The organism is Edaphosphingomonas haloaromaticamans, from assembly GCF_001853345.1.
Lineage (GTDB): Bacteria > Pseudomonadota > Alphaproteobacteria > Sphingomonadales > Sphingomonadaceae > Sphingomonas_E > Sphingomonas_E fennica.
Map to the genome: position 1 here is coordinate 2,077,252 of NZ_MIPT01000001.1, position 13,520 is coordinate 2,090,771.

The window sequence follows — 13,520 nt, forward strand, 5'->3', positions numbered from 1 at the left end:
AGGAAAGCTTGTCCCGCACCCGGCTATTCCCGCAGACCCACGCCGATGCTGGCGCGGGGCTGGTCCGCCTCGGACGAGGTGACGGGGTAGGCGCAGTAATCGGCGGCGTAATAGGCGCTGGGGCGGTGGTTGCCGGACAGGCCGACGCCGCCGAAGGGGGCGTTGGAGGGGGCGCCGTTGGTGGGGCGGTTCCAGTTGATGACGCCGGCGCGCACCGTGCCCCAGAAACGATCGTAGAGATCGGGATCGCCGGCGACGAGCGAGGCGGACAGGCCGAAGCGGGTGTTGTTTGCCTCCGCCAGCGCGGCTTCGAAATCGGGGACGCGGATGAGCTGGAGGACAGGACCGAAAATCTCCTCGTCCGGGCGGGCCGCGATATCGGTGACGTCGATCAGCGCGGGCGTGAGGAATGGGAGCGCCGGATCGGGGCGGCCCATCTGCTTGATGGGGCGGCCACCCTTCAGCATCAGATCGAGGAAGCGTTCCTGCACCTGATCGGCGGTGGCATTATCGATCACCGGGCCCATCAGCGGCTGCGGATCGGCATGGGGGTGATCGACGATGATGCGATCGATCAGGCGGCCGATCTCCTCCACCAGCGCGTCGTGCGCGCCGTCCTTCACGATCAGGCGGCGGGCGGCGGTGCAGCGCTGGCCGGCGGACATGTAGGCGGACTGGACGGCGATCACCGCCGCCGAGGCGATGTCGGGCGTGTCCCAGACGACCAGCGGGTTGTTGCCGCCGAGCTCCAGCGCGAGAATCTTCTGCGGCATATCGCCGAATTGGCGGTGGAGGGCTTGGCCGGCGCGGGCGGAGCCGGTGAAGAGCAGGCCATCGATGCCGGGATCGGATGCGAGCGCGCGGCCTTCATCCGGCCCGCCGATCAGCAGGCGGACGACGCCTTCGGGCACGCCGGCGGCATGGAAGCATTCGACGAGGAAGGCGCCGGAGGCGGGCGTCTTTTCCGACGGCTTGAAGACCACGGCATTGCCGGCGATCAGCGCGGGAACGATGTGGCCGTTGGGCAGGTGCGCCGGGAAGTTGAACGGCCCGAGCACCGCGAGCACCCCGTGCGGCTTGTGGCGGACGGCGCTCTTGGCGCCCAGCGCGCCTTCGAACCTGCGCTGGGCGGTGCGATCCGAATAGGCCGTGATCGAGATATCGACCTTGTTGATGACGCTTTCGACCTCGGTCCGCGCCTCCCACAGCGGCTTGCCGGTTTCGCGCGCTATGAGATCGGCGAAGGCTTCCAGCCGGCCGCGCACGACATTGGCGAAGCGGCGCAGCGTTTCCACGCGCACGGCCAGCGGCTGCGCGGCCCACGCGGCCCAGCTGTCCCGCGCGATCGCCACCTCGCGGGCGGCATCGCCGATCTGGCCGCGCCACAATTCCGCGCCGGTGGCGGGTTCGGTGGAGATGATCTCGGTAACGGACATGGAAAGGGAAATCCTGGAAATGGAGGCGGCGCTGCGGCCGGGATGATGGCGGCCATCTTGGCCGGTATGGCGATTTTTCGCAACTCGGGCCAGTGCCCCCGGCTAGCCGGCCATCGCATCCCCCATGCGGCGGATCGCGCCGATCTTGGCGTGGAAATGCGCCCAGTCGTCATCGTCGGCGATGCGGGACCAGATCGCCTCCACCTCGTCGATATGCATGGAGCAGGGCGCGATATCGGACCAGTAGCGGTGGCGGGTCTCGGCGACCTTGCGGAAGTTCGGAAGCAGGGCGGCGAATTGGGCGAAACCGGCCTGGCGATAGGCCTCGTCGGCGGGCGAAGGGCCGCGCCGAGCGCCGCCGCGCCAATCGAAGAAGAAGCGATCGATCTCCACGCCGGTGGCCATCAGGCCGTTTTCCATGGCCTGGAGCAAGGCGAGGTCGCGTTCCTCATCGAGGGGCGCGATGCCGAGGCGGGCGAAGACGGCGTCGCGGAAGGCGGCCTCGTAAAGGGCGGGGAAAGCCTCCAGCGGGGGGATCAGGTCTTCCGCCTCGGCGATGGCGCGGAGCGCCGTGGCGAGCTGGACGACATCCCAATGGATCGCCTGCGCCTGCCGGCCGAAGGCGTAGAGGCCGTTATCGTCGAAATAAGCGGCGGTGAAGCCCGGTTCCCAGCGCGGGGTGAAGCGCCAGGGGCCGTAATCGAAGCTTTCGGCGGTGATGGCGATATTGTCGCTGTTGAGCACGCCATGGACGAAGCCCGCCGCCATGTAGGAGGCCGTGAGCCGGGCGGTGCGATCGACGACGAGGGTGAGCAGGCGGATTTCCGGCCGTTCGCCCGGTTCCTCGCCATAAAGCGCGCGGAGCGAATAATCGACGAGACGGCGGATCGCATCGCCATCGCCCAGATAAGCGAGGCGCTGGAAGCTGCCGATGCGGATATGGCCGTGGCTGAGGCGGACGAGGACGGAGGAGCGGGTGGGCGAAGGTTCGTCATGCCGGTCCAGCGCCTCGCCGGTTTCGATGAGCGAGAAGCTTTTGGAGGTGTTGACGCCCAGCGCCTCCAGCATCTCCGTCGCCAGCACCTCGCGCACGCCGCCCTTGAGCGTGAGGCGGCCGTCGCCGAAGCGGCTGTAGGGCGTCTGCCCCGATCCCTTGGTGCCGAGATCGAGCAGCCGGCCGTCGCGATCGCGGAGCTGGGCGAACAGGAAGCCGCGGCCGTCGCCGATATTGGGGTTGTAAACGCGGAACTGATGGCCGTGATAGCGCAGCGCCAGCGGTTCCGGCAGGTTATCGGCCAGTGGGCGGAAGCGGGCGAAATGTTCGATCCAGCCGGCATCGTCCAGCGTATCGAGGCCCACGGCGGCGGCCCAGCGATCGTTGCGGAAGCGCAGCTTCGCCGCAGGAAACGCCGCCGGCGCGACGGGATCGTAGAAATCCGGGCCGAGCCCGAGAATTGCGGGATCGGGGCGATAGGGGGCTGCTTGCGGGCGCTTCGTCATGCAGCGATATGGGGGCGGCACATCGGGAGACGCAAGCATGGCGGAATGGAGCGACGGCTATTGGTGGTCGAAGGATGGCCTGAGGCTCCATTATCGCGACTATGCGGGCGGCGCGGACGGGCGGCCGCCGATCCTGTGCATCCCCGGCCTGACCCGTAACGTGCGCGATTTCGCGCCGATGGCGGACCGGCTGGCGGGGGAATGGCGGCTGATCTGCGTCGATCTGCGCGGGCGCGGCGAGAGCGCCTATGCCAAGGACCCGATGACCTATGTGCCGCTGACCTACCTGCAGGACCTGGAGGCGCTGCTGGAGGAATTGAAGATCGATCGCTTCGTGGCGTTCGGCACCTCGCTGGGCGGGCTGCTGGCCATGCTGCTTTCCGCCACCAGCCGGGATCGGATCGCCGGCGCGCTGCTGAACGATATCGGGCCGGTGGTGGAGCCGGGCGGCATCGCGCGCATCCGCACCTATGTGGGCAAGCAGGCGAACTGGCCGACATGGCTGCACGCCGCGCGCGGCATCCAGCAGGGCAATTTCGCCGTCTATCCCGATTATGAGATCGAGCAGTGGCTGGCGATGGCCAAAAGGCTGTGCCGGCTGACGCCCGCGGGCCGCATCATCTACGATTACGACATGAAGATCGCCGAGCCGATGAAGCTGCCGGGCGGCGACGGCGGCGGCATGGACATGTGGCCGGCCTTCGAAGGGCTCGCCGGACGGCCGGTGACGCTGATCCGGGGCGAGCATTCCGACGTGCTGAGCCAGGCTACCGCGCAGGAGATGGCGAAGCGGGTGCCGGGCACGGATCTGGTGACGGTGCCGGGCATCGGCCATGCCCCCGTGCTGGACGAGCCGGAATGCGCGGCGGCGATCGATCGCCTGCTGGGACGCGTGCTGGCGGGATGAACCGTGGCCCGGCCAAGGGCGGGGGTGGGATCATCGCGGGCGCCGGATTGTTGTTGGATCGTGTGGGGGGCGTTGGAGACGAACCATGCCCCAGGGCGACAAGGACAAATATACCGACAAGCAGAAGCGCAAGGCCGAGCATATCGAGGAAGGATATGAGCAGCGCGGCGTGTCCGACAAGGAAGCCGAGCGGCGGGCCTGGGCGACGGTGAACAAGGAATCGGGCGGCGGCAACAAATCCGGGTCCGGCCGGGGCCGCAAGGATACGCATGTGTCGTCGCGCAAGGGCGGCCGCGCTTCGGCCGGCCGCAGCGCCGCGGATCGATCGGCGGCCGCGAAGAAGGGCTGGGAGACGCGGCGGCGCAAGGCCGGGTGAGCCCGGCCGCCGCATCTCCTGCGATCCGGCGTCAGGCCACCCGGTTGGCGACGAGATCGTCCACCACCGATGGATCGGCCAGCGTCGATGTATCGCCGAGCGACGAGACATCGCCTTCCGCGATCTTGCGCAGGATGCGGCGCATGATCTTGCCGCTCCTCGTCTTGGGCAGGCCGGGCGCGAACTGGATGGCATCGGGCGTGGCGATGGGGCCGATTTCGGTGCGGACCCATTGCTTCAGCTCGCTGCGCAGATCCTCGCTCGCCTCGCAATTGGCGTTGAGGGTGACATAGGCGTAGATGCCCTGGCCCTTGATGTCATGCGGCATGCCGACGACTGCGGCCTCGGCGACCTTGCCGTGCAGCACCAGCGCGCTTTCGACCTCGGCCGTGCCCATGCGGTGGCCGGAGACGTTGATGACGTCATCGACCCGGCCGGTGATCCAATAATAGCCGTCCTCGTCCCGCCGGCAGCCGTCGCCGGTGAAATATTTGCCGGGATAGGTGCTGAAATAGGTCTGGAAGAAGCGGGCATGATCGCCCCAGACGGTGCGCATCTGGCCGGGCCAGCTCCGCGCGATGACGAGATTGCCCTCGGTCGCGCCCGAAAGCAGGTGGCCTTCGCCGTCCACGAGCTGCGGCTCGATCCCGAAGAAGGGCTTGGTGGCCGATCCGGGCTTCAGATCGACGGCGCCGGGCAGGGGGGTGATCATCGCGCCGCCGGTTTCCGTCTGCCACCAGGTATCGACGATCGGGCAGCGGCCTTCGCCCACCACCTCATGATACCAGCGCCAGGCTTCCGGGTTGATCGGCTCGCCGACCGTGCCCAGGAGTTTCAGCGACTTGCGACTGGTTTTTGCGACGAAATCATCACCTTCCTTCATCAGCGCGCGCAGCGCCGTGGGGGCAGTGTAAAGGATTTCGACCTGATGGCGATCGACCACTTCCCAGATGCGGCTGGCGCTGGGCCAGTTGGGAACGCCTTCATACATCAGCGTCGTGGCGCCGTTGGCGAGCGGGCCGTAGACGATATAGCTGTGGCCCGTGACCCAGCCGATATCGGCCGCGCACCAGTAGATCTGGCCCGGCCGGTAATCGAACACTATCTCATGGGTGAGGCTGGCCCAGAGCAGGTAGCCGCCCGAGGTGTGGAGCACGCCCTTGGGCTTGCCGGTCGATCCCGAGGTGTAGAGGATGAACAGTGGATCTTCCGCGCCCATCGGCTCGGGCGGGCATTCATCCGCCACCATACCGGCGAGATCGTGATACCAGGCGTCGCGGCCGGGCTCCATGTCCACGCCGCCGCCTGTGGCGCGGACGACGACCACCTTCTCCAGCGACGGGCAGAGCGGGGCCGCCTGATCGACATTGGCCTTCAGCGGCACCTTCTTGCCGCCGCGCCGGCCTTCATCGGCGGTGACGACGATGGTGGAATCGCAATCCTGGATGCGCCCGGCGAGCGCATCGGGCGAGAAGCCGCCGAACACCACCGAATGGATCGCCCCGATCCGCGCGCAGGCGAGCAGCGCGAAGGCGGCCTCCGGGATCATCGGCATGTAGATGGTGACGCGATCGCCCTTCTTGGCGCCCGCCGCCTTCAGCACGTTGGCGAAGCGGCAGACTTCCTTGTGGAGCTGGGCGTAGGTGTAGCGGCGGGGCTGTTCGGCGGGATCATCCGGTTCCCAGATGATCGCCGTCTGGTCGCCGCGTGTCGCCAGATGGCGATCAATGCAGTTGGCCGCGACGTTGAGCTTGCCGTCGGCGAACCAGTTGATGTGGAAATCCTTCTCGTCGAACGACCAGTCGCCCGCGATCTCCGGCCGCTTGATCCAGTCCAGCCGGCGGGCCTGTTCCAGCCAGAAGCCGCCCGGATCGGCCAGCGAACGGCCGTGCAGCTGGGCATAGCGTGCCGCATCCACCTTGGCCTTCGTCTTCCATTCAGCCGGGACGGGGTAGATCGAGGCATCGGTCACTCGGGCATTCCTCCTATATGTCTCGGCCAATCCTTAGGGCCTGATCGGGGGAGGTTGAAGCCGAATCGTCAGGCTTGCGCCCCGTCCGTTTGGGCGGATTCCCCCTGGGCGGCGTAGCGGCGCGCGATCCAGGCGCAGGCCATCAGCTGGAACTGGTGGAACAGGAGGATCGGCATCAGGATCAGGCCGACATCCGCCGGCGCGAACAGCACGCGCGCCATCGGCACGCCCTGCACGATCGATTTCTTGGTGCCGCAGAACATGATCGCGATGCGATCCGCGCGGGAAAAGCCGAGCAGCCGCGCGACGCCGCTGGTGAAGGCGAGCGCGAAGGCGAGGATGGCGAGGCAGACGACGACCAGCATGCCCAGCACCGGAAGCGGCAGGCGGCTCCATATCCCTTCGATCACGGCGGCGGAGAAGGCGCCGTAAACCGCGAGCAGGATCGCGCTGCGATCGCTGAGCGCGATCAGCTTGCGGTTGCGGGACACCCATGCGCCGATCCAGGGGCGGAGCAGGTGGCCGACCACGAAGGGCGCGAACAGGACCAGGAAGATCCTGCCGACGCCCGCCGTATCCACCGTGCCGCCATGCGCATCGGCCAGCAGGCCGACGAGCGGCGGTGTGAGGAAGATGCCGATCAGCTGCGAGGCGGAGGAGGAGGCGATGGCGGCGGCGACGTTGCCCCGCGCGATCGAGGTGAAGGCTACCGCTGACTGCACCGTGCCCGGCAAGGCCGCCATGAACAGCATCCCCGTCCACAGCCGCGACGGCAGCAGGCCGGGCGCCAGCCATTGGAGCAGCAGCACGAGCAGTGGGAACATCACGAAGGTGCAGGCGAGGATGGTGAGGTGCAGCCGCCAGTGGCCCAGCGCCTCGACGATCGCCTCGCGCGGCAGCTTCGCGCCGTGAAAGAAGAAGAGCAGCACGATCGCGGCGGTGGCGGCCACGTCCACGGCCCCGGCGAAGGCGCCGTGGGCGGGCAGAATCGTTGCGAGGGCCACCGTGGCGAGCAGGGCGAGGATGAACGGATCGGGAATCAGCCGGCGCAACATTGCCTTGGCGCTTAGGCGCAGGGTTCGGCGCTGCCAAGGGCGGAAGCCCATTGAACCCGCCGATCGGTGCGCGGGCGGAACGGCAAAGGGCAGGGCTTGTTGCGCATAAAGCTGTCCCAGAACAGGACCATTTTGAGGGATACCCCTTATGAGAGGGGGATTCGGGAGGGGAGGCCGTCTATTGTCCACCTCGGCGCTGTAACGGGCGACAGGGCCACGAACAGTGGAGGGAAGCATGAGAAAACGGCTTCTGATCGCGGCCTGCGTATTGGCCGGGATAACGTCAACGGCCCAGGCATCTGTTATTCCCGTGCTTTCGAGCGTTACGGAAGAGGGGGGCTTATTTCGCTTCTCCTATGAAGGAACGTTGTCGGGTGATCAGGGATTCCTTGAAGGGTCCAGGTTGATCATCTTCGATTTCGCGGGCTTTGCCGGTGGGGTGATGACGCCGTCGCCCAACATCATCGCATCGACGGAGCTTGTGTCGTCCGTATACCCCGATCCCGGTGGGGTGCTGCCGGTGCCGGGATATCCGGATGACCCCAACATCCTCAACCTCGTCTTCACCTGGGTGGGACCGCCGTTCCAGGCTTCCGGCGGGCCATTCCCCGACCTCGAGTTCGCCGGTCTCAGCGCGCTGTCCACCTATAGCGGCGTCAAGCTGACAGGCTACAGCGCGAGGGCGGTAACCAACAATGGCACCGCCACCGGACTGCCGGCCTATAATGTCGGCGAAGTCGGTGCGCCGACGGTGCCCGAACCCCGGACGTGGGCGATGATGCTGGTGGGCTTCATGGCGGTAGGCCATGTGCTGCGCCAGCGCGGCACCCGGCGCGGCCGCAGGGTGCAGACCGTCTAGCGGCTGCCTGAACCTCTTGCCCCGAGAAAAGGCCCGGTGGGTTTCCGCCGGGCCTTTTTGCTTTCCGCGGGCGCCTATTGCGGGCGGGGCTTCAGCGCGTCGGCAAGCGAGGCGCGCCCGCTGCCGCGGCGCGCCGGCCTGGGCTGATCCGGGCCGGGGGACCAGGCGGTGAGGTGGATGATCTCCACAAGCTCCGTCACCCGGCCATCGCCATCGGCCTGGGCGGCGAACGCTTCGAACAGATGCGGCAGATGGGCGCGGGTGAGCGCCGTGTGCCGGCGATCGCGGAGGATGTTGGTGGCGGCCATGCCCCGGAGATCGCCGACCAGCCGCAGCGGATCGGCATAGCGGATGCGGGCGTGATCCACGTCGGCCACCGGCAGGGTGAAGCCGGCGCGCGAAAGGAGGTCGCCCGCCGCGCGCACGTCGATCTGTGGGTGGATGCGGGCGACGGTGCCGCCGCCGACGGCCTCGTCCGCCGCCATCAGCGCCGCGCGCAGCCGGGGAAGCGATCCCGCGCCGAAGAAGGCGGCGAGGAACAGACCGTCGGGCCTGAGCGCCCGGCGGATGAGGGTGAGCGCGCCCGGCAGGTCGTTCACCGAATCGAGCGCGCCGGCCGAAACCACCAGATCGAAGCTGCCGGCGGCGAAGGGCAGGCGATCCTCGTCGCACTGCACGCCGCCCGCTGCCTGCGCGAAGGCGAAGCCGGCATCGGCGGCGATCGTCTCGATGCCGCGCTGGCGGAGCGCGGCGGCGAGCGAGCCGTCCGCCGTGCCGAGATCGAGCGCGCGGGTGAAGCTGCGTTTCACCGAATCCAGCCGATCGAGCATATCCTCCACCATCCGATCCCGCAGGAAGGCGTGATCGGCGAAGGTGCGGGCCGCCCGATCGCGGCGGATGCGGCGGATGCGGCGATCGAATATCTCGGGCACCGCCGAGGATGGGGCGGGGGGCTGGATCATCGCCGGGCTTGTGCCGCGCCCGCGCCGCTGGAACAAGGGGAACATTGGGGGGGCGCATGAGGGAGTTGATCGCGACCGGGGGGCGGATCGCGGCGCGAATCGCGGGCGGCGCGATCGCGCTGGTGCTGCCGCCGCGCTGCCCCGGCTGCGGCGCGGTGACGCCTGACGATCATGGTTTCTGCCGCGATTGCTGGCAGAGCCTGGATTTCCTTGGCGACGACGGCTGCGCCAGGTGCGGCGTGGCGCTGCCCTTCGCGCCGCCGGGCACGATATGCGCGGGCTGCATGGTCGATCCGCCGGCGCTGGATGGCGTGCGCGCCGCCGTATCCTATGGCCCCCTCGCCCGCCATGTGGTGATGCGGCTGAAGCATGGCGGCCGGCCCGGCCATGCCCGGACGATCGGCCTGTTGATGGAACGGCTGATCGAGCAGGAAGCGGACGCGATATTGGTGCCGGTGCCGCTCCACCGCTGGCGGATCTGGCGGCGGGGCTACAACCAGTCGGCGTTGATCGCGGGCGTGCTGGCCCGGCGGCGGGGGCTGGCGCTGGCCGTCGACATGCTGGAGCGCAGGCGGGCGACGCCCATCCTGCGCGGGCTGGGCCGCAACGCCCGGGCGAGGGCCGTGCGGGGCGCCTTCGCCGCCAATCCGCGCCGGGTGGCGGAGTTGAAGGGGCGGCGGGTGCTGCTGGTGGACGATGTCCATACGACCGGCGCGACCGCCAATGCCTGCGCCCGCGCGCTCAAGCGGGCCGGGGCGGCCGAGGTGCGGCTGATCAGCTGGGCGCGTGTCGATCTGGCCCGTGTCGAGCTGGCACTGGGCGATGCCACCGGCGATGTTGACAAGTGACGCACCGCACCACAGGTTTTTACGTAATTTCCCTTATGCGAGAAGAAAGGGCCGTGATGCCCAAGGTCGAAATCTACACCAAGCTGCTTTGCCCTTATTGCGTCCGAGCGAAGAAATTGCTGGCGGACAAAGGGGTTGCGTTCGAGGAATATGACATCACCATGGGCGGGCCGAAGCGCGCCGAGATGCTGAGCCGCGCCAATGGCGGCACGACGGTGCCCCAGATCTTCATCAACGGCCATCATGTCGGCGGATCGGACGATCTGGCCGCGCTGGACCGCGCCGGCAAGCTGGACCCGCTGCTGGCCGCCTGATGCGCGCCGCGCTGTTCCAGAGCCGCACCGGCATCGATCCCGCCGCCAACGCCGCCGCGCTGGTCGCGGCGATCGAGGAGGCCAAGGCGGGCGGGGCCGACATGCTCTTCACGCCCGAGATGAGCGGCCTGCTGGACCGCGACAGGACGCGGGCGGCCGATCATCTGGCCGATGAGGCGCATGACACGGTGCTGGCCGCCGTGCGCGAAGCCGCGGCGAAGGCGGGGCTGTGGGTGCATGTCGGTTCGCTGGCGCTGGCCGGCGAGCGGCGCGACGGCCGGCTCGTCAACCGGGGCTTCCTGATCGACGATGCCGGCGCCATCCGCGCGCGATATGACAAGATCCACCTGTTCGACGTCGATCTGCCGACCGGCGAAAGCTGGCGGGAATCGGCCGCTTATGCGCCGGGATCGCAGGCGGTGGTGGTCGATACGCCGTGGGGGCGGATGGGGCTGGCCATCTGTTACGACCTGCGCTTTCCCGATCTCTTCCGCAGCCTGAGCGATGCCGGCGCGACCATCCTTTCCGTGCCGGCCGCCTTCACCGTGCCCACGGGCCGCGCGCACTGGCACGTCCTGCTGCGCGCCCGCGCGATTGAGGCGGGGGCCTTCGTGGTCGCCGCCGCCCAAGCGGGCGCGCATGAGGACGGGCGCGCGACCTACGGCCATTCGCTGGTGATCGATCCCTGGGGGGATGTGCTGCTGGACATGGGGGGCGATAACGGCATCGGCTTTGCCGAAATGGACGCGAAGCGCGTGGCGGACGTGCGATCGCGCATTCCGGCGCTTCAGCACCGGCGGCCGATTGCCCCGGCGACGCTCGCCTGACAGAGCCGGACGGGTTACAGGCCGGCAATCACAGGAGAGATCATGGCTGACGGGAAACCGACGCTCGCGGTGCTGGGCGGCACGGGCAAGGAAGGCAGCGGCCTCGCCGCGCGCTGGGCGGCCGCAGGCTATGAAGTGGTGATCGGCGGCCGCGATGCGGGGAAGGCCGAGGCGGCGGCGGCCGAGCTGGCGGCGGCGATCCCCGGCGCGAACGTCCGGGGCGCCGACAATGCGGCGGCGGCGGCGGCCGGCGAGATCGTGGTGCTGACCGTGCCTTATGCCGCGCAGCAGGCGACGGCGCTGGCGGTGAAGGACGCGCTGGCCGGCAAGATATTGGTGGACGTGACGGTGCCGCTGGTGCCGCCCAAGGTGAACCGCGTGCAACTGCCCGAGGGCGGATCGGCGGCGATGGCGTTGCAGGCGGCGCTGGGCGAGGGCGTGCGCGTGGTTTCCGCCTTCCAGAACATCTCCGCCCACCATCTGCACGATCTGGATCATGAGCTGGATTGCGACGTGCTGGTGGCGGGCGACGACATCGCCGCGCGCGAGGCGGTGATCGCGCTGGCCGAGGCCGCGAAGCTGCGCGGTTTCCACGCCGGCCCCTTATGCAATTCGGTGGTGACCGAGGCGCTGACGTCGGTGCTGATTTCCATCAACCAGCGATACAAGGTGCCGTCCGCCGGCATCCGCATCACCGGCCTTCCCGGCTGATGGCGCAAGCCGCGCGCGAGATATCGATCCGGGCCGTTCCCGGCTTGCCGATGGTGGCCGCGGGCGACGATCTGGCGGCGATCATCGCCGGGGCGCTAGCCGCCGCCGGGATGCGCATCGCCACGGGCGACGTGCTGGTGGCGGCGCAGAAGATCGTTTCCAAGGCCGAGGGGCGGCTGGTGCCGCTGGCCGATGTGGCGCCTTCGCCCGAAGCCGTCGCGCTGGCGGCCGAGGTGGAGAAGGACCCCCGCCTCGTCGAGCTGATCCTGTCCGAAACCGACGAGGTGGTCCGCAAGCAGCCGGGGGCGCTGATCGTGCGGGACCGGCGCGGGCTGGTGCTGGCCAATGCCGGGATCGACCAGTCCAACGTTGCCCATGATGGCGGCGAGGCCGCGCTGCTGCTGCCCGCCGATCCCGATGCGAGCGCGCGGGCGCTGGCGGAAGGGCTGGGGCGGCTGACGGGCGTGCAGCCGGCCGTGATCGTGGCGGACAGCCTGGGCCGGGCCTGGCGGATGGGGACGATCGGCCAGGCGATCGGCGTGCATGGCCTGCCCGCCTTGCTCGACCTGCGCGGCCGGCCCGACCTGTTCGGCCGCGCGCTCCAGACCAGCGAGCTGGGATTTGCCGACGAGGTGGCGTCTGCGGCATCGCTGCTGATGGGGCAGGCGAACGAGGGATGCCCGGTGGTGCTGGTGCGCGGCATCGCGATGGAAGAAGCGCCGGCGGGCACGGCGCGCGATCTCGTGCGGCCCCGGCATATGGACCTTTTCCGGTGATCCTGGCGCTTGCGGGCGGCGTGGGCGGCGCGAAGCTGGCGGCCGGGCTGGCGGCGATCCTGCCGCCCGAGGAACTGGCCATCGTCGTCAACACCGGCGACGATTTCGAGCATCTGGGCCTCAACATCTGCCCCGACATCGATACCGTCACCTACACGCTGGCGGGCATCGCCAATCCCGAGCTGGGGTGGGGCATTGCCGGCGAAAGCTGGGCTTTCATGGAACAGGTGGCGAAGCTGGGCGGGGAAAGCTGGTTCCGGCTGGGCGACCGCGATCTCGCCACCCATGTCGAGCGCACCCGGCGGCTGCGCGACGGCGAGAGGCTGACGGTCGTGACCGAGGCGCTGGCCCGCGCGCACGGCATCGCCCACCGCATCGTGCCGATGGCGGACGATCCGGCCCCCACCATCGTCCATAGCGACGAGGGGCGGCTGGCCTTCCAGGATTATTTCGTGCGGCGGCAGTGCCGGCCCAGGGTAGAGCGGCTGGAGCTTGCCCCCAATGTGCGGCCGAGCGCCGCCTTCGACGCGCTGATCGACGATCCGGCGATCGAGGCGGTCATCATCTGCCCGTCCAACCCGTGGCTCAGCATCGATCCGATCCTGGCGCTTTCCGGCGTGCGCGATCGGCTGCGCGCGCGGGGCGTGCCGATCGTCGCCATATCGCCGATCGTGGGGGGCAAGGCGGTGAAGGGGCCGGCGGCGAAGATCATGGCGGAGCTTGGCATCCCCGTCTCCTCCGCCGGGATCGCCGCGCACTATCGCGGCTTCGTCGACGGGCTGGTGCTGGACATGGCGGATGCGGGCGATATGGAGGCGATCGCGGGGGTGCGGACGCTGCTGACCGGCACGATCATGAAATCGGCCGGCGATCGCGCGCGGCTGGCCGCCGATGTGCTGACATGGGTACGGCAGTGGGATTCCCACCCGGCCGGCCCCATATCGGTTGCGAAGGCGTGACGATGGCAAGCTGGAGTT

The 13,520-nt window shown here is 68.9% G+C and carries 14 protein-coding genes; 9 read left to right on the forward strand and 5 right to left on the reverse strand.

The window, feature by feature from the left end:
• Nucleotides 1–23: 23 nt before the first annotated feature.
• The gene (gene astD / locus BHE75_RS09630; RefSeq protein WP_070933733.1) at nt 24–1,436 is read right to left on the reverse strand and encodes a succinylglutamate-semialdehyde dehydrogenase; all 1,413 of its coding nucleotides are present in this window, start codon (nt 1,434–1,436) and stop codon (nt 24–26) included.
• Between the two features lie 102 nt (nt 1,437–1,538).
• Nucleotides 1,539–2,936 (reverse strand): protein adenylyltransferase SelO family protein, encoded by a 1,398-nt coding sequence (locus BHE75_RS09635; RefSeq protein WP_070933734.1) that lies wholly within the window; start codon nt 2,934–2,936, stop codon nt 1,539–1,541.
• Nucleotides 2,937–2,973: 37 nt separating this feature from the next.
• Between BHE75_RS09635 and BHE75_RS09640 the strand changes: the two genes are divergently transcribed.
• Nucleotides 2,974–3,843, forward strand: a complete 870-nt coding sequence (locus BHE75_RS09640; RefSeq protein ID WP_070933735.1) for an alpha/beta fold hydrolase — start codon at nt 2,974–2,976, stop codon at nt 3,841–3,843.
• Nucleotides 3,844–3,928: 85 nt separating this feature from the next.
• Nucleotides 3,929–4,219, forward strand: coding sequence for a plasmid stabilization protein (locus tag BHE75_RS09645; protein WP_070933736.1), 291 nt, complete (start codon nt 3,929–3,931; stop codon nt 4,217–4,219).
• Between the two features lie 31 nt (nt 4,220–4,250).
• Here the strand turns inward: BHE75_RS09645 and acs are convergent, their stop codons facing one another.
• Complete coding sequence (gene acs / locus BHE75_RS09650) at nt 4,251–6,191, reverse strand: acetate--CoA ligase (protein ID WP_070933737.1); 1,941 nt, start codon at nt 6,189–6,191, stop codon at nt 4,251–4,253.
• A gap of 68 nt (nt 6,192–6,259) precedes the next feature.
• The gene (locus tag BHE75_RS09655) at nt 6,260–7,246 is read right to left on the reverse strand and encodes a bile acid:sodium symporter family protein (protein ID WP_015460339.1); all 987 of its coding nucleotides are present in this window, start codon (nt 7,244–7,246) and stop codon (nt 6,260–6,262) included.
• Between the two features lie 235 nt (nt 7,247–7,481).
• Here BHE75_RS09655 and BHE75_RS09660 point away from each other — a divergent pair, with 235 nt between their 5' ends.
• A complete protein-coding gene (locus BHE75_RS09660) occupies nt 7,482–8,105 on the forward strand; it encodes a PEPxxWA-CTERM sorting domain-containing protein (protein WP_217494717.1) in 624 nt (207 codons plus the stop codon).
• A 74-nt stretch (nt 8,106–8,179) separates the two neighbouring features.
• On the opposite strand, the gene BHE75_RS09665 is transcribed toward BHE75_RS09660, so the two are convergent.
• Entirely contained in the window at nt 8,180–9,067 is an 888-nt protein-coding gene (locus tag BHE75_RS09665; RefSeq protein WP_070935703.1) for a class I SAM-dependent methyltransferase, read from the reverse strand.
• Nucleotides 9,068–9,123: 56 nt separating this feature from the next.
• Here BHE75_RS09665 and BHE75_RS09670 point away from each other — a divergent pair, with 56 nt between their 5' ends.
• From BHE75_RS09670 to cofD, 6 genes are read left to right on the forward strand one after another with little or no spacing between them, the layout of a single operon-like run.
• The gene (locus BHE75_RS09670; protein WP_070933739.1) at nt 9,124–9,915 is read left to right on the forward strand and encodes a ComF family protein; all 792 of its coding nucleotides are present in this window, start codon (nt 9,124–9,126) and stop codon (nt 9,913–9,915) included.
• Nucleotides 9,916–9,971: 56 nt separating this feature from the next.
• Nucleotides 9,972–10,229 (forward strand): glutaredoxin 3, encoded by a 258-nt coding sequence (grxC, locus tag BHE75_RS09675; RefSeq protein WP_015460343.1) that lies wholly within the window; start codon nt 9,972–9,974, stop codon nt 10,227–10,229.
• Nucleotides 10,229–11,056 carry a carbon-nitrogen hydrolase family protein gene (locus tag BHE75_RS09680; protein WP_015460344.1) on the forward strand — a complete coding sequence of 276 codons (828 nt, stop codon included), beginning with the start codon at nt 10,229–10,231 and terminating at the stop codon, nt 11,054–11,056. The genes grxC and BHE75_RS09680 overlap by 1 nt, the downstream gene beginning before the upstream one ends.
• 42 nt (nt 11,057–11,098) lie before the next feature.
• Nucleotides 11,099–11,767 (forward strand): NADPH-dependent F420 reductase, encoded by a 669-nt coding sequence (gene npdG, locus BHE75_RS09685; RefSeq protein WP_070933740.1) that lies wholly within the window; start codon nt 11,099–11,101, stop codon nt 11,765–11,767.
• The gene (cofE, locus tag BHE75_RS09690; RefSeq protein WP_191225175.1) at nt 11,767–12,543 is read left to right on the forward strand and encodes a coenzyme F420-0:L-glutamate ligase; all 777 of its coding nucleotides are present in this window, start codon (nt 11,767–11,769) and stop codon (nt 12,541–12,543) included. Before npdG ends, cofE begins: the two co-directional genes overlap by 1 nt.
• Nucleotides 12,540–13,502 (forward strand): 2-phospho-L-lactate transferase, encoded by a 963-nt coding sequence (gene cofD / locus BHE75_RS09695; protein ID WP_070933741.1) that lies wholly within the window; start codon nt 12,540–12,542, stop codon nt 13,500–13,502. The genes cofE and cofD overlap by 4 nt, the downstream gene beginning before the upstream one ends.
• Nucleotides 13,503–13,520: the final 18 nt, after the last annotated feature.

Bases quoted from the DNA above. Each gene is read 5' to 3' on its own strand.
- astD (WP_070933733.1), bottom strand. From the start codon at position 1,436: ATGTCCGTTACCGAGATCATCTCCACCGAACCCGCCACCGGCGCGGAA.
- BHE75_RS09635 (WP_070933734.1), bottom strand. From the start codon at position 2,936: ATGACGAAGCGCCCGCAAGCAGCCCCCTATCGCCCCGATCCCGCAATT.
- BHE75_RS09640 (WP_070933735.1), top strand. From the start codon at position 2,974: ATGGCGGAATGGAGCGACGGCTATTGGTGGTCGAAGGATGGCCTGAGG.
- BHE75_RS09645 (WP_070933736.1), top strand. From the start codon at position 3,929: ATGCCCCAGGGCGACAAGGACAAATATACCGACAAGCAGAAGCGCAAG.
- BHE75_RS09655 (WP_015460339.1), bottom strand. From the start codon at position 7,246: ATGTTGCGCCGGCTGATTCCCGATCCGTTCATCCTCGCCCTGCTCGCC.
- BHE75_RS09660 (WP_217494717.1), top strand. From the start codon at position 7,482: ATGAGAAAACGGCTTCTGATCGCGGCCTGCGTATTGGCCGGGATAACG.
- BHE75_RS09665 (WP_070935703.1), bottom strand. From the start codon at position 9,067: ATGATCCAGCCCCCCGCCCCATCCTCGGCGGTGCCCGAGATATTCGAT.
- BHE75_RS09670 (WP_070933739.1), top strand. From the start codon at position 9,124: ATGAGGGAGTTGATCGCGACCGGGGGGCGGATCGCGGCGCGAATCGCG.
- grxC (WP_015460343.1), top strand. From the start codon at position 9,972: ATGCCCAAGGTCGAAATCTACACCAAGCTGCTTTGCCCTTATTGCGTC.
- BHE75_RS09680 (WP_015460344.1), top strand. From the start codon at position 10,229: ATGCGCGCCGCGCTGTTCCAGAGCCGCACCGGCATCGATCCCGCCGCC.
- npdG (WP_070933740.1), top strand. From the start codon at position 11,099: ATGGCTGACGGGAAACCGACGCTCGCGGTGCTGGGCGGCACGGGCAAG.
- cofE (WP_191225175.1), top strand. From the start codon at position 11,767: ATGGCGCAAGCCGCGCGCGAGATATCGATCCGGGCCGTTCCCGGCTTG.